Source organism: Streptomyces diastatochromogenes (assembly GCF_002242805.1).
Classification (GTDB): domain Bacteria; phylum Actinomycetota; class Actinomycetes; order Streptomycetales; family Streptomycetaceae; genus Streptomyces; species Streptomyces diastatochromogenes.
Genome location: NZ_MCGQ01000020.1, coordinates 40,307 through 61,681, shown reverse-complemented (window position 1 = coordinate 61,681; position 21,375 = coordinate 40,307). Strand labels below are relative to the sequence as shown.

The window sequence follows — 21,375 nt, the reverse complement described above, 5'->3', positions numbered from 1 at the left end:
GGTGGTGAGGGTGAGGTCCGGGGTGGTGGTGAGGTGAGATACGTCGAGCTGACCGGCGGCGAGGGCGAGGACGCGGGGTTCATCGACCCCCGGCCCTACCTCGACCGGCTGCCCTCCCTCGCGCCCGAACTGCCGCCGGGCGCCCGCGCGTTCGCCACCGACCCCGGGCACTACGACTTCGGCGGCAGGCGCTGTGTGAAGGACCTCCGGCCCGAGCGGGTGCGTCGCACCGGCGACGGGAACCTGGAGATCCGCTTCCGGCACAACTGCTTCAAGCACGACGAGGACCTCCTCGTCCGCTACACCGGCGTCTCCCGCTTCCAGTCGGACGTCCTGGGCGTCTGCGACCCCGCCTCGCTCGGCGACGTGATCCTCGACGAGATCCTGCCGCACCCCGGCGGCTGCACCCACGAGCTGGCCTGCCGCCCCGGCACGCTCGTGGTCGCCTGCCGGGACCTGGAGGCCGAGTGGATCCCGGCCGACTGCCCGGACGCGGAGCCGCCCGGCTGAACCGGGACAACTTCCCGGACATCTCCCGGGACATCTCCGGCGATGGGTTTCGGCCGTGGCGACAGGGCCTACGCTGGTCGGGTGACGACCCCGGAAGCTGAGCAGTCCCAGGCACCGCGGCCCGAGGAACGGCTGGAACAGGCCGTACGGGCCGCCGAGCAGGCGTTGATCGAGTACGAGATCGCCGTGGAGACGTTCCGCGTCGAGGTCGAGAACTTCGGCCGGCTGCACGAACAGCGGCTCGGCCCGCTCTACGCCCGCATCGAGGAGCTGGACGCGGAGATCGCCGAGGCGAAGGCCGCCCGCACCGGCGACCCCGAGGACATCCGCCGGGCTGAGGAGGCCCGCGCCCGCGTGCTGCCCATCCCCGGCGTCGAGGAACTGCTGCACGGCTGGATGGACGGCCAGGGCCTGTTCCCGGAGGCCGCCGCCATGCTCACCGACCAGGCGGTACGGCCCCCCGAGCGGGTGCGGCCCAGCGAACAGGCCCGCAAGCTCTACCGCGACCTCGCCCGCAAGGCCCACCCCGACCTCGCCCAGGAGGAGGCCGAGCGGCAGCGGCGCGAGGAGTTCATCACCCGCGTCAACGCCGCCTACGCCCGCGGCGACGAGACCCTCCTCGCGGAGCTGGCCGAGGAGTGGGCGGCCGGCCCGGTACCGCCCGAGCGGCGCCCCAGCCCCGCCGAGGAGCTGTACGCCCGCCTCGAATGGCTCACCCAGCGCAAGGAACTGCTCACCCTGGTCGCCCGCGAACTCGAGGACGGCGCGATCGCCGGCATGCTGCGCCTGGCCCCCGACGACCCCGACGCCCTGCTCGAGGAGATCGCCGCCCGGCTCCGCACGGACATCGAGCAGCGGGAGACCACGCTGGCGGGCCTGCAGGGGCAGGGGTGAACCCCGCCGCCGGTCGGGTAGCGTCGGAGGCATGAGTTTCGGAGCTGTTGTGCCCACGGTCGAGGTCGCGGACCTCAAGGACGGCGACTTCCTGCTGGATGTCCGCGAGGACGAGGAGTGGCAGGCGGGCCACGCCGCAGCCGCGCTGCACATCCCCATGAGCGAGTTCGTCGCCCGGTTCGGCGAGCTGACCGAGGCCGCCCCGCAGGACGGCCGCATCCACGTGATCTGCCGCTCCGGCGGCCGCTCCGCCCAGGTCGCTATGTACCTGGGCCAGCAGGGCATCGACGCCGTGAACGTGGCCGGCGGCATGCAGGTCTGGGAGGCCACGGGCCGCCCGGTGGTCACCGACGCCGGGGCACCCGGCGAGGTCGTCTGACCGTCCCGGCAGGACCCTCCCGGCAGACGCGGTCAGCTGAGCGGATGGGCCGCCAGCAGGTCCCCGAGCGTCTCCTCGTAGGCCGCCGCCGGGCCCAGGGCCAGCTCCAGCTGCTTGGCCCAGGCGTGGTACCGGTGCAGCGGGTAGTCGGTGTCCGCGCCGAACCCACCGTGCAGGTGCTGCGCCGTCTGCACCACACGGCGCACGCCCTCCGCCGCCCAGATCTTCGCCACGGCGACGTCTCCGGCGGCGGGCAGCGCCCCCGGCGCACCCGAGGCGATACGCCAGGCCGCCTGCCAGAGGGTGGCCTCCATGGCACGCAGATCGATGTACCGGTCGGCGGCCTGGACGGCGACCGCCTGGAAGGTCGCGATCGGATGGCCGAACTGCTCCCGCTTGCCGGTGTACTCACTCGTCATCTTCAGCACGCGCTCGCCCAGACCGAGGGCCAGCGCACAGGTGCCGGTGGCCAGCAGCGCGTGCAACCACTCCCAGGCACCGTCGGCCTCGACGACGTCACCCGCCCCGACCCGCACGGACCGCAGCCGCAGCTCGGCCAGCCGCTCCCCGTTGGTGGACACCTGCTCCGCGAGCACCAGACCGTCCTGCTCGCGCGGCACCACCGCGAGCACCGTCCGGTCGGCCTCGGTGTGCGCCGGCACGAGCACGAGGTCCGCGTCGTACGCCCACGCCACCGCCGTCTGCACCCCGTCCAGCACCCACGCCGACCCGTCCCGCCGCGCGGTGACGGCGAGCCCGGCCGGGTCGTGCCCGGTACGGCCGTGCGCGGCGACGGTCAGCACCAGCTCCCCGCGCCCCGCCCGGGCCAGCAGCCGCTCCCCCAACTCCTTTCCGCCGTAGGCCTGTACGACCGCGGTCGCCGCGCTGTGCTCCAGCAGTGGCACCCGGGCGAGCACCCTGGCGGACTCGCGCAGCACCAGGCACAGCGCGATGGCGTCAAGGCCTGCCCCGCCATACCGCTCGCCGACCAGCAGGCCGGTCAGGTCCGCACCGGCCATCCGGGACCACAGCGCCCGGTCGAACCCCTCGGCCACGGCCCCGGCGGTGAGCGCCGGACTGGGCACCGCGTCCGGCGCCACCCCGGCGAACACCCCCCGCGCCGCCTCGGCCGCCGCCAACTGCTCCTCGCTGAAGGTGAAGTCCACGACCTGTCCTCCTGGCGCGTCCGGTCATCCGACGGTTCGTCCGACGCGATGCACGCGAACGCGTCTGACGGGCCGTCAAGATAGAACAGGTTCTAGGAGAAGGGAATGGGGACGGACGGTGGGTGAGGGACGGTGGAAGAAGGCGCGGGCCGGTGAGGGTGCCGCCAGCAGGACGGCGCCTACGAGGTCACGCCTCAGCGGTCGAAGTCCAGCTCCACTCTCTCCGTCAGCGGATGCGACTGGCAGGCCAGTACGTATCCGGCGCCCGTCTCCTCCGCCTCCAGCGCGAAGTTGCGGTCCATGCGCACCTCGCCCGAGACCAGGAAGGCCCTGCACGTTCCGCACACCCCGCCCTTGCAGGCGTAGGGCGCGTCGGGGCGGTTGCGCAGCACCGTCTCCAGCAGGGACTCGCCGTCCTGGACCGGCCAGGTACCGCCGCGTCCGTCGAGCCGGGCGGTGACGGTGCTGTGCGCGGGTACCGGCACGGTGGCCGCCGGGACCGCCCCCGCGTCCACGTGGAAGATCTCCTCGTGGATACGGGCCCGGTCCACGCCCAGCCCGCGCAGCGCCTTCTCCGCACCCTCGACCAGCCCGAACGGCCCGCACAGGAACCATCCCGCCACCTGGTCCACCGGCAGCAGCGCCGGCAGCAGCCCCGTGAGCCGCTCCCGGTCGAGCCGGCCGGAGGGCAGGCCCGCCTGCTGCTCCTCGCGGGAGAGCACGGTCACCAGCTGCAGCCGCTCCGGATAGCGGTCCTTCAGGTCGGCGGCCTCCTCCAGGAACATCGTCGAGGCGGCCGTACGGTCGCTGCGTATCAGGCAGAACCGGGCCTGGGGCTCGCGCGCCAGCAGCGTGGAGACGATCGACAGCACGGGGGTGATGCCGCTGCCGCCGACGATCGCCGCGTACAGGCCCGGCGACGGTTCGAGGGTGAAGCGTCCGGCCGGGGTCATCACCTCCAGCTCGTCACCGACGCCGACCTCCTTCAGCGCGTACGTCGAGAACGCGCCGCCCTCGACCAGCCGCACCCCCACCCGCAGCGTGTCCGGGCCCGCGCCGGCCGGGTCGGGGGCCAGGGAGCAGATCGAGTACGTCCGCCGTATCTCGACGCCGTCCTCGCGCCGCCGCAGGGCGAGGTGCTGGCCGGGCGCGTGCCGGTACTCCTCGCGCAGCTCGGGCGGGACGGCGAGGGTGAGCGCGACGGAGTCGTCGGTGAGCCGGTCGACCGCGGCCACCGGGAGCGGGTGGAAGCGTGCCATCACAACTCCTTGAAGTGGTCGAAGGGTTCACGGCAGGACAGGCAGCGGCGCAGCGCCTTGCACGCGGTGGAGGAGAACCGGCTCAGCAGCTCGGTGTCCGCGGATCCGCAGTGCGGGCAGCGCACCGGGTCGCTGTCCTCGGCGGCGTCCTCGACGAGGGTGCGGGTGGCCCCCAGAGTCAGGGATACCGGACCGGAGTCGTGGCGCACGCGTGGGGGAGCGATGCCGAACTCCTGGAGCTTGCGGCGGCCTTCGGGGGTGATGTCGTCGGTCGACCAGGCGGGGCTGAGCACCGTGCGGACGGTGACCTCGCGCACGCCGTGGGCGCGCAGCACCCGCTCGATGTCCACGCTCATCGCCTCGATGGCGGGGCAGCCGGTGTAGGTCGGCGTCAGGTCGACCTCGACCGTGTCCGCGCCGCTGACGTGCACCGCGCGCACCACGCCCAGCTCCTGGAGCGTGAGCACGGGCAGTTCGGGGTCGGGCACCGAGCCGGCCAGCTCCAGCAGCTCCGCCTCCAGGGCGGTGGCGGTCACCATGACGCCCCCGGGTGGCTGCGGTGCAGGTGCTGCATTTCGGCGAGCATTCGCCCGAACGGTTCGGTGTGCAGGCCCTGCCGGCCGGCTCCCGCCGACCACGCGCCGGTGCGCGGCCCCTCGGGGACGGCCAGGGTGGCCCGGCCGAGAACATCCGTCATGGACCGGAGCCACTGGGCCTCCATGCCCGCCCAGTCGGCGTCCAGGCCCTCCACCGGCTGGAACATCTCGCCGGTGAACCGCCACAGCGCCTCGCACGCCCGCTGCATCCGCTCCCGGCTGGTCTCGGTGCCGTCGCCGAGCCGCAGTGTCCACAGCTCGGCGTGGTCGCGGTGGTAGGCGACCTCCTTGACGGCCTTCGCGGCCAGCGGTGCGAACGGGCCGTCGGACCCGGCCAGTTCGGTGTAGAGCAGCTGCTGGTAGGTGGAGAAGTACAGCTGGCGGGCGATGGTCTGCGCGAAGTCACCGTTGGACTGCTCGACCAGCTGGAGGTTGCGGAAGGCGCGCTCCTCGCGCAGATAGGCCAGCTCGTCCTCGTCGCCGGCCATCGACAGCAGGACCCGGGCCTGGCCGAGCAGGTCGAGGGCGATGTTGGCGAGCGCGACCTCCTCCTCCAGGACGGGGGCGTGTCCGGCCCACTCCCCCAGACGGTGGGAGAGCACCAGGGCGTCGTCGCCGAGGGCGAGTGCGGCGGTCGCGGGGACGGTCGCGGTCACAGGTGCTTCACCCCTTCCGGGATCTCGTAGAAGGTCGGGTGCCGGTAGGGCTTGTCGGCGGCCGGCTCGAAGAACGGGTCCTTCTCGTCGGGCGAGGACGCGGTGATGGCGGCGGCCGGGACGACCCAGATCGAGACGCCCTCGCCGCGCCGGGTGTACAGGTCGCGGGCGTTGCGCAGGGCCAGCTCCGCGTCCGGTGCGTGCAGGCTGCCGGCGTGGGTGTGGGAAAGGCCGCGCCGTGAGCGCACAAAGACCTCCCACAGGGGCCAGTCGGTGTTGGTCATGCCTGCTTCGCTCCCGTCTCACCGGTGTGCTTGGCCGCGTAGGCCGCGGCCGCGTCCCTCACCCACGCACCCTCGGCGTGGGCGTTTCTACGCTGAGTGATCCGCTGCTCGTTGCAGGGGCCGTTGCCCTTGAGGACCTCCCAGAACTCCGTCCAGTCGATCGTGCCGAAGTCGTGCTGCTGCCGCTCCTCGTTCCACCGCAGGTCCGGGTCGGGGAGGGTCAGGCCCAGGGATTCGGCCTGGGGGACGCAGATGTCGACGAAGCGCTGGCGCAGCTCGTCGTTCGAGTGGCGCTTGATCTTCCACTCCATGGACTGGGCGGAGTGCTGCGACTCGTCGTCGGGCGGGCCGAACATCATCAGCGAGGGCCACCACCAGCGGTTCACCGCGTCCTGCGCCATCGCGTGCTGCTCCTCGGTGCCCTTGCTGAGGGCCAGCAGCAGCTCGTAGCCCTGGCGCTGGTGGAAGGACTCCTCCTTGCAGATCCGGACCATGGCGCGCGCGTACGGGCCGTACGAGCAGCGGCACAGGGGCACCTGGTTGGTGATCGCGGCGCCGTCCACCAGCCAGCCGATCGCGCCGACGTCGGCCCAGGTCAGGGTGGGGTAGTTGAAGATCGAGGAGTACTTCTGGCGGCCGCTGTGCAGCTTGTCGAGCAGCTCGTCACGGCCGGTGCCGAGGGTTTCGGCCGCGCTGTACAGGTACAGGCCGTGGCCGGCCTCGTCCTGGACCTTGGCCATCAGGATCGCCTTGCGGCGCAGGCTGGGCGCGCGGGTGATCCAGTTGGCCTCCGGCTGCATGCCGATGATCTCGGAGTGCGCGTGCTGGGCGATCTGCCGGACCAGGGTCGCGCGGTAGGCGTCGGGCATCCAGTCGCGTGGCTCGATGCGTTCGTCGGCGGCCACGGCCGCGTCGAAGGCGCGCTCGTACTCCGCCGTGTCGCCGACGGCGGTCCGTGCGCCGTCCGCGTCCGTGCGGGCCGTGCGGTGCGCGGCTGCTGTGGCCATGCGGTCCCCCTGACCTCGGGCTCTCCTTGAACACGGCACCGACCGATCGTTCGGTCCGTGCGCAATCAATGGTGTGCCGGGCCGCTGCGGGTGTCAACCGCTGTGGAAAACCTTGCGCGCCGCCTGTGGATAACCGTGGGTGGGCGGCACGGCGTGGCGAGGGCCACTGACCCGGCCCGTACCCGGGGCTGCGCCGGACGGCCGGTGCTGAGTACCGTTCCGTGCGAGTGTCGAGGAGTGGCGCTCGGGAAGAGCGCGGCGCCTGTGACGGTGCCGGGGCGGCCGATCGAAAGCGGGGGACGGGGCGGAATGGACGTGTACGACGAGGACTCGCAGGCCCGGCGGGGGCCCGACGGGTCGACCGGGGCGCGTCGCCCGCCGGACCCCGAGCACCACGAGGGGCCGGTCCGGGAGGCCCCGGGCGACCCCGACGGCTCCCCGCCTGCCGAGTCCCCGCCCCCCGCCCCCCGCACCGGCGTCGCCGCCCTCTCCCCCCGCTACCAGGTCGGCGCCGCGGTCGCGCTCGCGGTGGTGGCTGTCGCCGCCTGTGTGCATCTGGGAATGGTGTTCCTGAGCCTCGCGCCGGCGAACACCCTGACCAAGCAGCACGGCAAGGCGATAGAGGAGTGGGTGTACCCGGAGTTCGAGCAGAACTGGAAGCTGTTCGCCCCGAACCCGCTGCAGCAGAACATCGCCGTCCAGGTCCGCGCCGAGGTGCGGATGAAGGACGGCAGCCTGCGCACCACCGGCTGGAACGACCTCTCCGCCCAGGACGGCGCCGCCATCGACGGCAGCCTGGTGCCCAGCCACACCGAACAGAACGAACTGCGCCGCGCCTGGGACTTCTTCGTCGCCACGCACGGCACCGACAACCGGCCCGTGGGCATGCGCGGCGCGCTCTCCGAGCAGTACGTGCGCCGGATAGTCGTGATGCGCCTGTACCGGGGGGACGCGATCAGCCGGGAGGGCGTCATCCAGCGCGTGCAGGTCCGCTCCAGCACCACCAATGTGCAGCCGCCGAAGTGGAGCCGCGAGAAGCTCTCCGACAAGCCCGTCTACCGGCTGCTGCCCTGGTGGACGGTGGCCGCCGACGAGGCCGCCGGAGGTGTCCGGTGAACCGTCTCTCCCTGACGCTCTCGCGCGGCATCGCCCGCGTCACCGAGTCGGCGCTCGGCCCGTACCAGAGCGCCGTGATCCGCATCGGCTTCGCCACGACCTGGCTGCTGTTCCTGCTGCGGGAGTTCCCCCACCGCCAGGAGCTGTACGGTCCCGACGGCCCCTGGGGCTGGGACCTCGCCCAGCAGCTGACCTCCGACAACCACGCCTTCACGGCCCTGATGTGGTCCGACGGACAGGCCTGGTTCGAGATCTTCTACCTGCTGGCGATCCTCGCCAGCGCGGCGCTGCTGCTGGGCTGGCGCACCCGGACCGCTTCCGTGCTGTTCATGGTCGGTGTGCTGTCGCTGCAGAACCGCAGCGTCTTCGTCGGTGACGGCGGCGACAACGTCCTGCACCTGATGTCCCTCTACCTGGTGTTCACGCGCTGCGGCCAGGTGTGGTCGCTGGACGCGCGACGGGCGGCCCGCGGCGAGGCGGCACGCGCGCGCGGGGAGCGGGTTCGCCCCGACCGGGTGGGACCGGTGCTGTGGCTGGTGCTCGGGCTCGTGCTCGTCGGTGCGACGCTGGCCGGCCGGTTCGACAACGGCCGGCTCGTGCCGGCGCTGCTGTGGACGGTATGGGTGGGGCTCGGCCTGTGGTGGGCCGTGCAGCGCCGGGCGAGGTCGCAGGAGCCGCGGATCCTGCTGGACGTGATCGCCAACGTCCTGCACAACGGCGCCCTGTTCGTGATCATGGCGGAGGCCTGCCTGATCTACTCCACCGCCGGCTGGTACAAGATCCAGGGCTCGCGCTGGCAGGACGGCACCGCCGTCTACTACCCGCTCCACCTGGACTACTTCTCGCCGTGGCCCGCCCTGGCCGACCTGATGTCCTCCAGCGGCACGATCATGATGCTCGTGACCTACGGGACGGTCATGGTGCAGGTCGCCTTCCCGTTCACGCTGTTCAACCGGCGGGTCAAGAACGTCCTGCTGGTGCTGATGATGACCGAGCACGCCGTGATCGCGGTCGTCCTCGGCCTGCCCTTCTTCTCGCTGGCGATGATCACCGCGGACGCGGTCTTCCTGCCGACGTCCTTCCTGCTGCTGCTCGGCGGCTGGGCGGCACGCGCGTGGGGACGGCTGGTACGGCGCGGCGACGGTGACCTCACGCTGCCGCCGCAGCGCGCCCCGGAGGAGAGCACTCCGGGACGCGTAGGGTTCACCGCATGACCGACCCTGTGATCCGCTGGCGCGAGAGCGCCGGCGGAGCCGTGCTGCTCGACGGCTTCCACGCCCTCAAGCACGCGCTGCGCTTCGGCGCTCAGGTGCCGGTGGCGGTCACCACCGACCGGCGGGCGGCGCTCGCCCTCGCCGACGAGCTGGCCGGGGACGTCAGGGACACCCTGGACGCCCTCCTGACGGAGGTGCCGCAGGAGACGTACGCCTCGCTCGTCCCGCGCCCCCATCCGACGGGCGTGGCCGCCCTGGCCGTACGGCCGTCCCGCGAGGCCAGTCTGCGGGCGCTCGCCCACACACCCCGGACCGCGCCGATCGTGGTCCTCGACAACCCGCGCAACCTCGGCAACGCCGGGGCCGTGATCCGGCTGGCCGCCGGTTTCGGGGCGACCGGAGTGGTCACCACGGGCACCCTCGACCCCTGGCACCCCACCGTGGTGCGCGGCGGAGCGGGGCTGCACTTCGCGACCGCCGTGGAGCGGCTCGAGGTCGAGGAACTGCCCGCCGGGCCGCTGTTCGCCCTCGACCCGGAGGGCGACGACATCCGGGGCACCAAGCTGCCGGACGACGCCGTGCTGGCCTTCGGGTCGGAGCGCAGCGGCCTGTCGGCCGAGCTGCGCGCGCGTGCCGACCATCTGCTGGCACTGCCGATGCGCCCCCAGGTCTCCAGCTACAACCTGGCCACCAGCGTGGCCATGACGCTGTACCACTGGAGTGCGACCGGGGGCGCACCCACGGCTTCCCGGCCTTCCTAGGCCTCTCGGCGGACCTCCACCACCCGGAAGCGGTTGGCCACGAACGCGCCGTCGGTGAGGGCCGCGTTCGCCGCCGGGTTGCCGCCCGAGCCGTGGAAGTCGGAGAAGGCGGCCGTCTGGTTCACGTACACCCCGCCGATCAGGTTGAGGGACAGCTGGGCGGCCTCCTCCAGGCAGACCTCCTCGATGGCCCGCGTGACGTCCTGGTCGGTGGTGTAGGCGCCGACCGTCATGGCGCCCTTGTCGCGGACCGTGCGGCGCAGCAGCTCCACCGCGTCGGTCGCCGAGTCGACCGCGACGGCGAAGGAGACCGGGCCGAAGCACTCGTTCATGTAGGCGGCCTCGTCGTCCGGCTTGGCGCCGTCCAGCTTGACGATCACCGGGGTGCGGACGACCGCGCCCGGGAACTCCGGGTTGCTGATCTCGCGGGAGGCCAGGGCGACCTCACCGAGGCCGGCCGCCGCCTCCAGGCGGGCCTTGACGTCCGGGTTGACGATCGCGCCCAGCAGGGCGTTCGCGCGGGCGTCGTCGCCGAGCAGGCCGTCGACCGCGCGGGCGAGGTCGGCGGTCACCTCGTCGAAGGTCTTGGGGCCCTCGTCGGTGCGGATGCCGTCGCGCGGGACGAGCAGGTTCTGCGGGGTGGTGCACATCTGGCCGCTGTACAGGGACAGCGAGAAGGCCAGGTTGGACAGCATGCCCTTGTAGTTGCCGGTCGACTCCACGACGACCGTGTTGACGCCGGCCTTCTCCGTGTAGACCTGCGCCTGGCGGGCGTTGGCCTCCAGCCAGTCGCCGAAGGAGGTCGAACCGGTGTAGTCGATGATCCGGATCTCGGGGCGGGGGGCGAGCGTCTTGGCGATGCCCTCGCCGGGGCGCTCGGCGGCCAGCGCCACCAGGTTCGGGTCGAAGCCCGCCTCGGCGAGGACCTGCCGGGCGACCTGCACGGTCAGCGCGAGCGGCAGCACCGCGCGCGGGTGGGGCTTGACCAGGACCGCGTTGCCGGTGGCCAGGGAGGCGAACAGGCCCGGGTAGCCGTTCCAGGTCGGGAAGGTGTTGCAGCCGATGACCAGACCGATGCCGCGCGGGACCGGCGTGAACCGCTTGGTCAGCGCCAGCGGGTCCCGCTTGCCCTGCGGCTTGGTCCACTCCGCCGTCTCGGGCGTGCGGACCTGCTCCGCGTACGCGTACGCCACCGCCTCCAGGCCGCGGTCCTGGGCGTGCGGGCCGCCGGCCTGGAAGGCCATCATGAAGGCCTGTCCGCTGGTGTGCATGACCGCGTGCGCGAACTCGTGCGTCCGGTCGCTGATCCGCTTCAGGATCTCCAGGCAGACCACCGCACGGGTCTCCGCGCCCGCGTCCCGCCAGGCGCGCTGTCCGGCCTTCATCGCGGGCAGCAGCACGTCGACGTCCGCGTGCGGGTAGGTCACGCCCAGCTCGATCCCGTACGGCGAGACCTCGCCGCCCACCCAGTCGTCGGTGCCGGGCTGGCCCAGGTCGAGGCGGGTGCCGAGGAGGGCGTCGAAGGCGGCCTTGCCCGCCGCCGCGTCCAGGCTGCCGTGCTCGCCGTAAGCCTTGGGATGCTCGGGATGCGGGGACCAGTACGCGCGCGTGCGGATCGCTTCCAGGGCCTGGTCGAGAGTGGGCCGGTGCTTCGCGATCAGCTCGTGCGCGGTCAGTTCGGCGGCCATGCGGGACCAACTCCTCGTCTGGAGAACTCTTCGTCGAGTTCATGACCTGGGCGGAAACAGAGGCGGGAAAAGGCGGTCAGAGCTAGAGTAACCGAACGATCGGTCGGGACAAGGGGGCCTGCCGCATCTGTGGACAACGTCGTGCGGGAGGATCGCGCACATGACAGCACTCGACCTCAGCAGCCCCGTGGCCGTCGTCGGCACCGGCACCATGGGCCAGGGCATCGCCCAGGTCGCGTTGGTCGCCGGCCACCCCGTGCGGCTCTACGACACCGTGCCCGGGCGCGCCCGGGAGGCGGCCGAAGCGATCGGCGCGCGGCTCGACCGGCTCGTGGCGAAGGACCGGCTCGCCGCCGCCGACCGGGACGCGGCCCGCGCCCGGCTCACGCCCGCGGACAGCCTCGCCGAGCTGGCCGACTGCGCCCTGGTCGTCGAGGCGGTCCTGGAGCGGCTGGACGTCAAGCAGCAGCTCTTCCGCGACCTGGAGGAGATCGTCACCGACGACTGTCTGCTCGCCACCAACACCTCGTCCCTGTCGGTGACGGCCATCGGCGGTGCCCTCGCCAACCCCGGCCGCTTCCTGGGCCTGCACTTCTTCAACCCGGCCCCGCTGCTGCCGCTGGTCGAGGTCGTTTCCGGGTTCGCCACCGACGTCACGTCGGCCACGCGCGCGTACGAGACCGCACGCTCCTGGGGCAAGAACCCGGTGGCCTGCGCGGACACCCCCGGGTTCATCGTCAACCGGATCGCCCGGCCGTTCTACGCCGAGGCCTTCGCCGTCTACGAGGCCCAGGCCGCCGACCCGGCCACCATCGACGCCGTCCTGCGCGAGTCGGGCGGCTTCCGGATGGGCGCGTTCGAGCTGACCGACCTGATCGGGCAGGACGTCAACGAGTCCGTCACCCACTCGGTGTGGCAGTCCTTCTTCCAGGACGTCCGCTTCACGCCCTCGCTGGCCCAGCGCCGGCTGGTCGAGTCCGGGCGGCTCGGCCGCAAGAGCGGGCACGGCTGGTACGACCACGCCGAGGGCGCCGAGCGCCCCGAGCCGCACACGGCCGAGAAGGAGCAGCCGCCCGCCTACGTCGTCGCCGAGGGCGGCCTGGGCCCGGCGGCCGAACTGCTCACGCTGATCCGTGAGGCGGGCATCGACGTCCGCGAGGAGGACGAGGACAGCGGCACCCGCCTGGTGCTGCCGAGCGGCGGCCAGCTGGTCCTCGCCGACGGCCAGACCTCCGTGGAGTTCCGCGACGTCGTCTACTTCGACCTCGCCCTCGACTACCGCAGGGCCACCCGCATCGCCCTGTCCGCCTCCCAGGACACCGCGGCGCAGACCCTCACCGAGGCCATCGGCCTCTTCCAGGAGCTCGGCAAGGACGTCAGCGTCATCGGCGACATCCCCGGCATGATCGTCGCCCGCACGGTCGCCCGGATCGTGGACCTCGCGCACGACGCCGTCGCCAAGGGCGTGGCCACCGAGGAGGACATCGACACCGCGATGCGCCTCGGCGTCAACTACCCGCTCGGCCCCTTCGAATGGAGCCGCAGGCTCGGCCGCGGCTGGGCCTACGACCTGCTGGACGACCTGCATCTGCGCGATCCCTCCGGCCGGTACGCACCGTCCCTCGCGCTCTACCGGCACGCGTACGCCACCGACAAGCGGGAGAGCACCTCATGACCACCGCCAAGCGCGACACGTACACCCCCGAGACGCTGCTCTCCGTCGCCGTCCAGGTCTTCAACGAGCGCGGCTACGACGGCACCTCCATGGAGCACCTGTCCAAGGCGGCCGGTATCTCCAAGTCGTCCATCTACCACCACGTCAGCGGCAAGGAGGAACTGCTGCGCCGGGCCGTCAGCCGGGCGCTGGACGGCCTGTTCGGGATTCTCGAAGAAGAGCACGCGCGCGCGGGGCGCGCCGTGGACCGTCTGGAGCACGTCGTACGGCGCATGGTCGAGGTGCTCATATCCGAGCTGCCCTACGTCACGCTGCTGCTGCGCGTGCGCGGCAACACCGAGACCGAGCGCTGGGCCCTGGAGCGGCGCCGCGACTTCGACCACCAGGTCGCCGAGCTGCTGAAGGCCGCGGCCGCCGACGGTGACGTACGCGGCGACGTGGAGGTGCGGCTGGCCACCCGGCTGGTCTTCGGAATGATCAACTCCATCGTGGAGTGGTACCGGCCCGACACCCGCGGCGCCAGCGGCCCCGAGGTGGCCGACGCGGTGGTCCGGCTGGCTTTCTCGGGGCTGCGCCAGAACTAGCTGCGCCGGGCACTGGCTGCGCCGGAACCAGCGGCTCAGGTCGGCTCCAGGTCCTCCTCCTCGAACACCAGCAGCGTGCGGGTGCTGAGCACCTCGGGGATCGCCTGGAGCCGCGTCAGCACCAGCTCGCGCAGCGCCCTGTTGTCGGGCGCGTGCACCAGGAGCAGGACGTCGAAGTCACCGCCCACCAGAGCGATGTGGGAGGCGCCGGGCAGCTGTCTGAGCTGCTCGCGCACCGTGCGCCAGGTGTTCTGGACGATCTTCAGGGTGACGTAAGCCGACGTACCGTGCCCCGCCCGTTCGTGGTCGACGCGGGCGCTGAACCCCCTGATCACGCCGTCCTCGACGAGACGGTTGATGCGCGCGTAGGCGTTGGCGCGGGAGACGTGTACACGCTCGGCGACGGACCGTATCGACGCGCGGCCGTCCGCCTGGAGGATCTTCAGGATGTCCTGGTCTATGGCGTCCAGCGGACGCGGCGGCAGGGCGGTGCCGTCCTGCGGTCCACCGGCCATTTGTTCAGCTGCCATGTCCCCCCGCTTCATCGCCGTGGACGTCCTGCATTCATTGCAGGTTGTGGAGAACCGTTTGTCCACAGCCTGAAGGGGCCTGTAGCCAAAATGTGCCGACGACCGAACAATCGGTAGGTGAGGCGGGTCACAGCCGACACGCCTCCCGTAGCCGCTCCCACGAGGAGGTGCCGTCATGACGGTCATGGAGCAGCGAGGCGCGTACCGGCCATCGCCGCCGCCCGCCTGGCAGCCCCGTATGGACCCCGCGCCGCTGTTGCCCGACGCCGAGCCCTACCGCGTCCTCGGCACCGAGGCGGCCGCCAAGTCCGACCCGGATCTGCTGCGCCGGCTGTACGCCCAGCTGGTGCGCGGCCGCCGGTACAACGCCCAGGCCACCGCGCTCACCAAGCAGGGCCGCCTCGCCGTCTACCCCTCCAGCACCGGCCAGGAGGCCTGCGAGGTCGCCGCGGCCCTGGCCCTGGAGGAGCGCGACTGGCTCTTTCCCAGCTACCGCGACACCCTCGCCGCCGTCGCCCGCGGCGTGGACCCCGTGGAGGCCCTCACCCTCCTGCGCGGCGACTGGCACACCGGCTACGACCCGTACGCGCACCGCGTGGCCCCCCTCAGCACCCCGCTGGCCACCCAGCTCCCGCACGCCGTCGGCCTCGCCCACGCTGCCCGCCTCAAGGGCGACGACGTGGTCGCGCTCGCCATGGTCGGCGACGGCGGCACCAGCGAGGGCGACTTCCACGAGGCCCTGAACTTCGCCGCCGTCTGGCAGGCACCGGTGGTCTTCCTGGTGCAGAACAACGGCTTCGCCATCTCCGTCCCGCTCGCCAAGCAGACCGCCGCGCCCTCCCTGGCCCACAAGGCCGTCGGCTACGGCATGCCGGGCCGGCTGGTCGACGGCAACGACGCGGCGGCCGTGCACGAGGTGCTCAGCGACGCCGTACGGCATGCCCGCGCGGGCGGCGGCCCGACCCTGGTGGAGGCGGTGACGTACCGCATCGAGGCCCACACCAACGCCGACGACGCCACCCGCTACCGCGGCGACGCCGAGGTCGAGGCCTGGCGGGCGCACGACCCGATCCAGCTGCTGGAACACGAGCTGACCGCGCGCGGCCTGCTCGACGACGCCGGCCTCGAGGCGGCCCGGCAGGACGCCGAGGAGATGGCCGCGGACCTGCGTGAACGCATGAACCGGGACCCCGAACTCAACCCCATGGACCTCTTCGACCACGTCTACGCCGAGACCACCGCGCAACTGCGCGAGCAGCGCGCCCTGTTGCGCGCCGAGCTGGAGGCGGAGCAGGACGACCAGGAAGGCGACCTTCGATGACCACCGTCGCCGTCAAGCCCGCCACCATGGCGCAGGCCCTCACGCGCGCGATGCGCGACGCGATGGCCGCCGACCCCACCGTGCACGTCATGGGTGAGGACGTCGGCACCCTCGGCGGAGTCTTCCGGGTCACCGACGGACTCGCCAAGGAGTTCGGCGAGGACCGCTGCACCGACACCCCGCTGGCCGAGGCGGGCATCCTCGGCACCGCCGTCGGCATGGCCATGTACGGCCTGCGCCCGGTCGTGGAGATGCAGTTCGACGCCTTCGCCTACCCGGCGTTCGAGCAGCTGATCAGCCATGTCTCCCGGATGCGCAACCGGACCCGCGGCAGGATGCCCCTGCCGATCACGGTCCGCGTCCCCTACGGCGGCGGCATCGGCGGCGTCGAGCACCACAGCGACTCCTCCGAGGCCTACTACATGGCCACCCCGGGCCTGCACGTCGTCACACCCGCGACCGTCGCCGACGCCTACGGGCTGCTGCGCCAGGCCATCGCCTCCGACGACCCGGTCGTCTTCCTGGAGCCCAAGCGGCTGTACTGGTCGAAGGACTCCTGGAACCCCGAGCACCCCACGGACGTCGAGCCCATCGGGCGCGCGGTGGTGCGTCGCCCGGGCAGCAGCGCCACACTCATCACCTACGGCCCGTCCGTGCCGGTCTGCCTGGAGGCCGCCGAGGCCGCCCGGGCGGAGGGCTGGGACCTGGAAGTGGTCGACCTGCGCTCCCTGGTGCCGTTCGACGACGAGACGGTCTGCGCGGCCGTACGGCGCACCGGGCGGGCACTCGTCGTGCACGAGTCGACCGGGTTCGGTGGCCCCGGCGGCGAGATCGCGGCCCGCATCACCGAGCGCTGCTTCCACCACCTGGAGGCACCGGTGCTGCGCGTGGCCGGCTTCGACATCCCCTATCCGCCGCCGATGCTGGAGCGGCACCACCTGCCCGGCGTCGACCGCATCCTGGACGCCGTGGCGCGCCTGCAGTGGGAGGCCGAGGGCTGATGGCACAGGTGCTGGAGTTCAAGCTCCCCGACCTCGGCGAAGGCCTCACCGAGGCGGAGATCGTCCGCTGGCTGGTGCAGGTCGGCGACGTCGTCGCCGTCGACCAGCCGGTCGTGGAGGTCGAGACGGCCAAGGCGATGGTCGAGGTCCCCTGCCCCTACGGCGGGGTGATCACCGCCCGCTTCGGCGAGGAGGGCACGGAACTGCCCGTCGGCGCCCCCCTGCTGACGGTGGCGGTGGGCCCCCAGGCCCCTCAGGCCCTTCAGGCAACGGGCGGGGACACCGCGGGATCGGGCAACGTTCTGGTCGGATACGGCACCTCCGAAGCGCCGGCCCGGCGCCGGAGGGTGCGGTCGGCGTCCCTGGCCAACGGGACGGCGAAGGAACCCGCTCCGGCACCGCCCGTCCCCGCCCCCGCGGCGGTGCCTGTGCTCGCCGAGGGCCCCGTCCCCGTGATCTCCCCGCTGGTGCGCCGGCTCGCCCGGGACAACGACATCGACCTGCGGCAGCTGTCCGGTTCGGGCCCCGAAGGCCTGATCCTGCGGTCCGACGTGGAGGACGCCCTGCGGGCCAGGACCACCCCCGCCCCCGCCCCCGTGGCAGCGGAACCGGCCGCCCGCGTCTCCCCCGTCCGCAACGGCATCCGCATCCCCCTCAAGGGCGTCCGCGGTGCCGTCGCCGACAAGCTCTCCCGCAGCCGCCAGGAGATCCCCGACGCGACCTGCTGGGTCGACGCCGACGCGACGGAACTCATGCGCGCGCGGACGGCGATGAACGCGGCCGGAGGACCGAAGATCTCCCTCCTCGCCGTGCTCGCCCGCATCACCACCGCCGCCCTCGCCCGCTTCCCCGAGCTGAACTCGTACGTCGACACCGGCGCACGCGAGGTCGTCCAGCTCGACCATGTGCACCTCGGGTTCGCCGCGCAGACCGAGCGCGGGCTGGTCGTGCCGGTCGTCCGGGACGCCCACGCACGCGACGCCGAGTCGCTGACCGCGGAGTTCGCCCGGCTCACCGAGGCCGCCCGGACCGGGACGCTGACGCCCGGGGAACTCACGGGCGGGACCTTCACGTTGAACAACTACGGGGTCTTCGGCGTCGACGGCTCCACCCCGATCATCAACCACCCCGAGGCCGCCATGCTCGGCGTCGGCCGCATCGTCCCCAAGCCCTGGGTGCACGAGGGCGAGCTGGCCGTGCGCCAGGTCGTCCAGCTCTCGCTCACCTTCGACCACCGGGTGTGCGACGGCGGCACGGCAGGCGGTTTCCTGCGGTACGTGGCGGACTGCGTGGAACATCCGGCGGTGCTGCTGCGCACCCTGTGACGCACGCAAGGGCCGGAAGGAGGAGGAGTCAGGACATACTCGGGGGGTGACCGACAACGCTCCCGCCGCCCCCGGGACCGCCCCGCCGTACGACGCCGTCGTGCTGGCGGGCGGCGCCGCCCGGCGGCTCGGCGGGGCCGACAAGCCCGGACTGCGGGTCGGCGGGCGCGCGCTGCTCGACCGGGTGCTCGCGGCCTGCGCCGGCGCGGCCACGACCGTCGTCGTCGCCGACCCCCGGCCCACCGCCCGCCCGGTGCGCTGGGCGCGTGAGGAACCGCCCGGCGCCGGACCGGTTGCCGCACTGGAGGCCGGCCTCAGGCTCAGCACCGCCGAGCACGCCGTCGTCCTCTCCGCCGACCTGCCGTTCCTCGAAGCGGCCACGCTGGAGCGGCTGTTGACCGTCCTGCGGGCGGCGGACGCCGACGGCGCGCTGCTCACCGACGCCGACGGCCGCGACCAGCCGCTCGTGGCCGCCTACCGCACCGCCGCCCTGCGCCGCGAACTGACCGCCCTCGGGGCCGGGCCCGACGGCCTGACCGGCCTGCCCCTGCGCCGGCTGACCGGCGCCCTCGACCTCACCCGCGTCCCGGACCCGCTCGCGTCCTTCGACTGCGACACCTGGGACGACATCGCCAACGCCAGGGCACGCATCAGGGAGCATGGGCACGTGTTGGATGAATGGATCTCCGCAGTCAAGGACGAGCTGGGCATCGACCTGGACGTCGACACCGGCGTGCTGCTCGACCTGGCCCGTGACGCCGCCCACGGCGTGGCCCGGCCGGCCGCGCCCCTGACCACCTTCCTCGTCGGTTACGCCGCTGCCCAGGGCAAGGGCGGCCCCGAAGCCGTAGCCGAGGCCGCTCGCAAGGCCGCCGCACTGGCGCTGCGCTGGGAGGAAGAGAACAGCGGGGGCGCATCCGCCCCGGACGCCGGATGACGGCCCCCGGCATCCGGGCCGAAGCGCCCGCCGAGGACAGCGACGACCTCGACGTCGAGGAGGCACTGGCCCTCGTGAGGGAACCCAAGGACGACAGCACCGGCCCCGGATCCGGCTCCGCCGCTCGGGGCGGGCAGCGGCACGAGCGGCACCAGGCCACCCCCTGGCCCCACGCCCGCGATATCGCCGCCCGCGCCGCCCGCTCGGGCGGCCGCCGCGCCCCCGTCTCGGTCTCCCTCGCCGACGCCCTCGGCCTGGTCCTCGCCGCCCCCCTCGACGCGCTCACCGACCTGCCCTCCTTCGACACCTCGGCGATGGACGGCTGGGCGGTGGCCGGACCGGGCCCCTGGGAGGTCCGGGACGAGGGTGTGCTCGCCGGACACGCGCAGCCCGGGCCGCTGACCGACGGGGAGGCGGTCCGCATCGCGACCGGCGCCCGCATCCCGGCCGACACCACCGCCGTCCTGCGCACCGAACACGGCCGCACCGACACCCAGGGCCGCCTGCACGCCACCCGAGAGGTCAGCCACGGCCAGGACATCCGCCCGCGCGGCCAGGAGTGCCGCAACGGCGACCAGCTGCTTCCCGTCGGCACCCTCGTCACCCCGGCCGTCCTGGGCCTCGCCGCGGCCGCCGGATACGACACCGTCACCGCCGTCCCCCGCCCCCGCGTCGAAGTCCTCGTCCTCGGCGACGAGTTGCTCACCGAAGGACTCCCGCACGATGGGCTGATCCGGGACGCGCTCGGCCCCATGCTGCCGTCCTGGCTGCGCGCGATGGGCGCCGAGGTAACCGCCGTACGCCGACTGGGTGACGACGCCAGAGCCCTGCGTAAGGCGCTCACCAGCTCCGGCGCCGACCTCGTCGTCACCACCGGCGGCACCGCAGCCGGACCCGTCGACCATGTCCACCCCACCCTGGAACGCATCGGCGCCGAACTCCTCGTCGACGGCGTCCAGGTGCGGCCCGGCCACCCCATGCTGCTGGCCCGCACCAAGGAGAACCAGCACCTGGTAGGCCTGCCCGGCAACCCCCTCGCGGCCGTCTCCGGCCTGCTCACGCTCGCCGAGCCGCTGCTGCGCACCCTCGCCGCCCGCCCCGCGCCCGAGCCGTACACGCTGCCGCTCGGCGAAGCGGTGCAAGGGCATCCGTACGACACCCGGCTCGTCCCCGTGGTGCTGCGCGGCGACCGTGCCGCACCGCTGCACTACAACGGCCCGGCCATGCTGCGCGGGATCGCCGCCGCCGACGCGCTGGCCGTCGTACCGCCGGGCGGGGCTCGGCAGGGTGAGGAGACGGAGCTGCTGGACCTGCCCTGGGCGGCGGCCGGAATCGGGGTGTGTTTCACGTGAAACTTCCGGGCCATGACGCCATCGCCCGCCAAGCGGACGAGCATCTGGTGACCCATCGGGTGAAACTCCCGAGAAAAGTGGTGGACCGCCCGATCCGCCAGGTCGCCAAACGGCTGCTCATGGCCCTCGCGGTGCTCATCGCCACCGCGCTGATCGTCTACGCCGACCACGAGGGCTACAACGACAACGCCGACGGCTCGGTCGACCTCCTCGACGCGTTCTACTACGCGACCGTCACCCTCTCCACCACCGGGTACGGCGACATCACCCCGGTCAGCGACGGCGCCCGGCTCACCAACATCTTCGTCATCACACCCCTGCGCGTGCTGTTCCTGATCATCCTGGTCGGCACCACGCTGGAGGTCCTCACCGAGCGCACCCGGGAGGAATGGCGTCTGAACCGCTGGAGGTCCACCTTGCGCGACCACACCGTCGTCGTCGGCTTCGGCACGAAGGGGCGGTCGGCCGTCCAGACCGTCTGCGCGACGGGACTGAAGAAGGAGCAGGTGGTCGTGGTCGACCCCAGCTCCAAGGTGATCGACGCGGCGACCTCCGAGGGCTTCGCGGGCGTCATAGGTGACGCCACCCGCAGCGAGGTGCTCAGGCGCGCCGAGGTACACAGGGCACGGCAGATCATCATCGCCCCGCAGCGCGACGACACCGCCGTCCTCGTCACCCTGACCGCCCGGCAGCTCAACCGGAGCGCGAAGATCGTGGCCGCCGTGCGCGAGGAGGAGAACGCGCCGCTGCTCAAGCAGTCCGGTGCCGACGCCGTCATCACCAGCTCCGGCGCGGCCGGCCGGCTGCTCGGCCTGTCCGTGCTCAGTCCCGCGGCCGGCATGGTCATGGAGGACCTGATCCAGCAGGGCAGCGGGCTCGACCTCATCGAACGCCCGGTGGTCAGGGCCGAGGCGGGCAAGTCCCCGCGCGAGACGGACGACCTCGTGGTGAGCGTCGTACGCGGGCACCGGGTGCTCGGCTACGACGACCCGTCCATCGGCACCCTCCAGCTGACGGACCGCCTGATCACCATCGTCCGTGCGACCCCCGGCGCCCGGGTCGCCCCGCACCCCCGCCCGCTGCCCCGCGACTGAGCGGGGCTGCCCCGGAGAGGACACCG

The 21,375-nt window shown here is 72.8% G+C and carries 22 protein-coding genes; 14 read left to right on the top strand and 8 right to left on the bottom strand.

The window, feature by feature from the left end; translation table 11 throughout:
* Positions 1–33: 33 nt before the first annotated feature.
* The 3 genes from BEK98_RS23265 to BEK98_RS23255 all read left to right on the top strand — a co-directional run bounded on the left by BEK98_RS23265 (position 34) and on the right by BEK98_RS23255 (position 1,783).
* Complete coding sequence (locus BEK98_RS23265; RefSeq protein ID WP_094218588.1) at positions 34–510, top strand: hypothetical protein; 477 nt, start codon at positions 34–36, stop codon at positions 508–510.
* Positions 511–591: 81 nt separating this feature from the next.
* Positions 592–1,404, top strand: coding sequence for a hypothetical protein (locus tag BEK98_RS23260; protein ID WP_094218885.1), 813 nt, complete (start codon positions 592–594; stop codon positions 1,402–1,404).
* A gap of 49 nt (positions 1,405–1,453) precedes the next feature.
* Complete coding sequence (locus tag BEK98_RS23255; RefSeq protein ID WP_094218587.1) at positions 1,454–1,783, top strand: rhodanese-like domain-containing protein; 330 nt, start codon at positions 1,454–1,456, stop codon at positions 1,781–1,783.
* A gap of 32 nt (positions 1,784–1,815) precedes the next feature.
* On the opposite strand, the gene BEK98_RS23250 is transcribed toward BEK98_RS23255, so the two are convergent.
* The 6 genes from BEK98_RS23250 to paaA form a co-directional block, all read right to left on the bottom strand.
* Positions 1,816–2,949, bottom strand: a complete 1,134-nt coding sequence (locus BEK98_RS23250; RefSeq protein ID WP_094218586.1) for an acyl-CoA dehydrogenase family protein — start codon at positions 2,947–2,949, stop codon at positions 1,816–1,818.
* Positions 2,950–3,143: 194 nt separating this feature from the next.
* The gene (locus BEK98_RS23245; protein ID WP_094218585.1) at positions 3,144–4,208 is read right to left on the bottom strand and encodes a 2Fe-2S iron-sulfur cluster-binding protein; all 1,065 of its coding nucleotides are present in this window, start codon (positions 4,206–4,208) and stop codon (positions 3,144–3,146) included.
* Complete coding sequence (gene paaD, locus BEK98_RS23240) at positions 4,208–4,747, bottom strand: 1,2-phenylacetyl-CoA epoxidase subunit PaaD (protein ID WP_094218584.1); 540 nt, start codon at positions 4,745–4,747, stop codon at positions 4,208–4,210. The genes BEK98_RS23245 and paaD overlap by 1 nt, the downstream gene beginning before the upstream one ends.
* Entirely contained in the window at positions 4,741–5,460 is a 720-nt protein-coding gene (paaC, locus tag BEK98_RS23235; protein ID WP_094218583.1) for a 1,2-phenylacetyl-CoA epoxidase subunit PaaC, read from the bottom strand. The genes paaD and paaC overlap by 7 nt, the downstream gene beginning before the upstream one ends.
* Complete coding sequence (gene paaB / locus BEK98_RS23230; protein ID WP_094218582.1) at positions 5,457–5,744, bottom strand: 1,2-phenylacetyl-CoA epoxidase subunit PaaB; 288 nt, start codon at positions 5,742–5,744, stop codon at positions 5,457–5,459. Before paaB ends, paaC begins: the two co-directional genes overlap by 4 nt.
* Positions 5,741–6,751, bottom strand: a complete 1,011-nt coding sequence (gene paaA / locus BEK98_RS23225; RefSeq protein WP_094218581.1) for a 1,2-phenylacetyl-CoA epoxidase subunit PaaA — start codon at positions 6,749–6,751, stop codon at positions 5,741–5,743. The genes paaB and paaA overlap by 4 nt, the downstream gene beginning before the upstream one ends.
* Positions 6,752–7,060: 309 nt before the next feature.
* Between paaA and BEK98_RS23220 the strand changes: the two genes are divergently transcribed.
* The 3 genes from BEK98_RS23220 to BEK98_RS23210 are packed head-to-tail and all read left to right on the top strand — an operon-like array spanning position 7,061 to position 9,842.
* A complete protein-coding gene (locus BEK98_RS23220) occupies positions 7,061–7,867 on the top strand; it encodes a DUF5819 family protein (RefSeq protein WP_094218580.1) in 807 nt (268 codons plus the stop codon).
* Positions 7,864–9,081, top strand: coding sequence for an HTTM domain-containing protein (locus BEK98_RS23215; RefSeq protein WP_094218579.1), 1,218 nt, complete (start codon positions 7,864–7,866; stop codon positions 9,079–9,081). Before BEK98_RS23220 ends, BEK98_RS23215 begins: the two co-directional genes overlap by 4 nt.
* Entirely contained in the window at positions 9,078–9,842 is a 765-nt protein-coding gene (locus BEK98_RS23210; RefSeq protein ID WP_094218578.1) for a TrmH family RNA methyltransferase, read from the top strand. The genes BEK98_RS23215 and BEK98_RS23210 overlap by 4 nt, the downstream gene beginning before the upstream one ends.
* Here BEK98_RS23210 and paaN read toward each other — a convergent pair.
* Positions 9,839–11,530 (bottom strand): phenylacetic acid degradation protein PaaN, encoded by a 1,692-nt coding sequence (paaN, locus tag BEK98_RS23205; RefSeq protein WP_094218577.1) that lies wholly within the window; start codon positions 11,528–11,530, stop codon positions 9,839–9,841. The genes BEK98_RS23210 and paaN overlap by 4 nt on opposite strands.
* Before the next feature lie 160 nt (positions 11,531–11,690).
* On the opposite strand from paaN, the gene BEK98_RS23200 reads away from it, so the two are divergent.
* Both BEK98_RS23200 and BEK98_RS23195 read left to right on the top strand, forming a co-directional pair.
* Positions 11,691–13,205, top strand: coding sequence for a 3-hydroxyacyl-CoA dehydrogenase (locus BEK98_RS23200; protein ID WP_094218576.1), 1,515 nt, complete (start codon positions 11,691–11,693; stop codon positions 13,203–13,205).
* A complete protein-coding gene (locus tag BEK98_RS23195) occupies positions 13,202–13,789 on the top strand; it encodes a TetR/AcrR family transcriptional regulator (protein WP_094218575.1) in 588 nt (195 codons plus the stop codon). The genes BEK98_RS23200 and BEK98_RS23195 overlap by 4 nt, the downstream gene beginning before the upstream one ends.
* Positions 13,790–13,824: 35 nt before the next feature.
* Here BEK98_RS23195 and BEK98_RS23190 read toward each other — a convergent pair whose 3' ends face one another.
* Entirely contained in the window at positions 13,825–14,319 is a 495-nt protein-coding gene (locus BEK98_RS23190) for an Lrp/AsnC family transcriptional regulator (RefSeq protein WP_425276622.1), read from the bottom strand.
* 175 nt (positions 14,320–14,494) lie between these two features.
* Here BEK98_RS23190 and pdhA point away from each other — a divergent pair, with 175 nt between their 5' ends.
* From pdhA to BEK98_RS23160, 6 genes are read left to right on the top strand one after another with little or no spacing between them, the layout of a single operon-like run.
* A complete protein-coding gene (pdhA, locus tag BEK98_RS23185) occupies positions 14,495–15,640 on the top strand; it encodes a pyruvate dehydrogenase (acetyl-transferring) E1 component subunit alpha (protein WP_094218573.1) in 1,146 nt (381 codons plus the stop codon).
* On the top strand, positions 15,637–16,641 hold the full coding sequence (locus tag BEK98_RS23180; protein ID WP_094218572.1) for an alpha-ketoacid dehydrogenase subunit beta: 1,005 nt from the start codon (positions 15,637–15,639) through the stop codon (positions 16,639–16,641). The genes pdhA and BEK98_RS23180 overlap by 4 nt, the downstream gene beginning before the upstream one ends.
* On the top strand, positions 16,641–17,966 hold the full coding sequence (locus BEK98_RS23175; protein WP_094218571.1) for a dihydrolipoamide acetyltransferase family protein: 1,326 nt from the start codon (positions 16,641–16,643) through the stop codon (positions 17,964–17,966). Before BEK98_RS23180 ends, BEK98_RS23175 begins: the two co-directional genes overlap by 1 nt.
* Positions 17,967–18,012: 46 nt before the next feature.
* Complete coding sequence (locus tag BEK98_RS23170; protein ID WP_094218570.1) at positions 18,013–18,903, top strand: NTP transferase domain-containing protein; 891 nt, start codon at positions 18,013–18,015, stop codon at positions 18,901–18,903.
* Positions 18,900–20,255 carry a molybdopterin molybdotransferase MoeA gene (locus tag BEK98_RS23165; RefSeq protein ID WP_094218569.1) on the top strand — a complete coding sequence of 452 codons (1,356 nt, stop codon included), beginning with the start codon at positions 18,900–18,902 and terminating at the stop codon, positions 20,253–20,255. The genes BEK98_RS23170 and BEK98_RS23165 overlap by 4 nt, the downstream gene beginning before the upstream one ends.
* Positions 20,252–21,349 carry a potassium channel family protein gene (locus BEK98_RS23160; RefSeq protein WP_094218568.1) on the top strand — a complete coding sequence of 366 codons (1,098 nt, stop codon included), beginning with the start codon at positions 20,252–20,254 and terminating at the stop codon, positions 21,347–21,349. The genes BEK98_RS23165 and BEK98_RS23160 overlap by 4 nt, the downstream gene beginning before the upstream one ends.
* Positions 21,350–21,375: the final 26 nt, after the last annotated feature.

Excerpts from the sequence above, each read along its gene's own strand:
- BEK98_RS23190 (WP_425276622.1), bottom strand. The coding sequence starts at position 14,319 with ATGGCAGCTGAACAAATGGCCGGTGGACCGCAGGACGGCACCGCCCTG.
- paaD (WP_094218584.1), bottom strand. The coding sequence starts at position 4,747 with ATGGTGACCGCCACCGCCCTGGAGGCGGAGCTGCTGGAGCTGGCCGGC.
- BEK98_RS23200 (WP_094218576.1), top strand. The coding sequence starts at position 11,691 with ATGACAGCACTCGACCTCAGCAGCCCCGTGGCCGTCGTCGGCACCGGC.
- BEK98_RS23245 (WP_094218585.1), bottom strand. The coding sequence starts at position 4,208 with ATGGCACGCTTCCACCCGCTCCCGGTGGCCGCGGTCGACCGGCTCACC.
- BEK98_RS23165 (WP_094218569.1), top strand. The coding sequence starts at position 18,900 with ATGACGGCCCCCGGCATCCGGGCCGAAGCGCCCGCCGAGGACAGCGAC.
- paaA (WP_094218581.1), bottom strand. The coding sequence starts at position 6,751 with ATGGCCACAGCAGCCGCGCACCGCACGGCCCGCACGGACGCGGACGGC.
- paaN (WP_094218577.1), bottom strand. The coding sequence starts at position 11,530 with ATGGCCGCCGAACTGACCGCGCACGAGCTGATCGCGAAGCACCGGCCC.
- BEK98_RS23195 (WP_094218575.1), top strand. The coding sequence starts at position 13,202 with ATGACCACCGCCAAGCGCGACACGTACACCCCCGAGACGCTGCTCTCC.
- pdhA (WP_094218573.1), top strand. The coding sequence starts at position 14,495 with ATGACGGTCATGGAGCAGCGAGGCGCGTACCGGCCATCGCCGCCGCCC.
- BEK98_RS23175 (WP_094218571.1), top strand. The coding sequence starts at position 16,641 with ATGGCACAGGTGCTGGAGTTCAAGCTCCCCGACCTCGGCGAAGGCCTC.
- BEK98_RS23180 (WP_094218572.1), top strand. The coding sequence starts at position 15,637 with ATGACCACCGTCGCCGTCAAGCCCGCCACCATGGCGCAGGCCCTCACG.
- paaB (WP_094218582.1), bottom strand. The coding sequence starts at position 5,744 with ATGACCAACACCGACTGGCCCCTGTGGGAGGTCTTTGTGCGCTCACGG.
- BEK98_RS23220 (WP_094218580.1), top strand. The coding sequence starts at position 7,061 with ATGGACGTGTACGACGAGGACTCGCAGGCCCGGCGGGGGCCCGACGGG.
- BEK98_RS23210 (WP_094218578.1), top strand. The coding sequence starts at position 9,078 with ATGACCGACCCTGTGATCCGCTGGCGCGAGAGCGCCGGCGGAGCCGTG.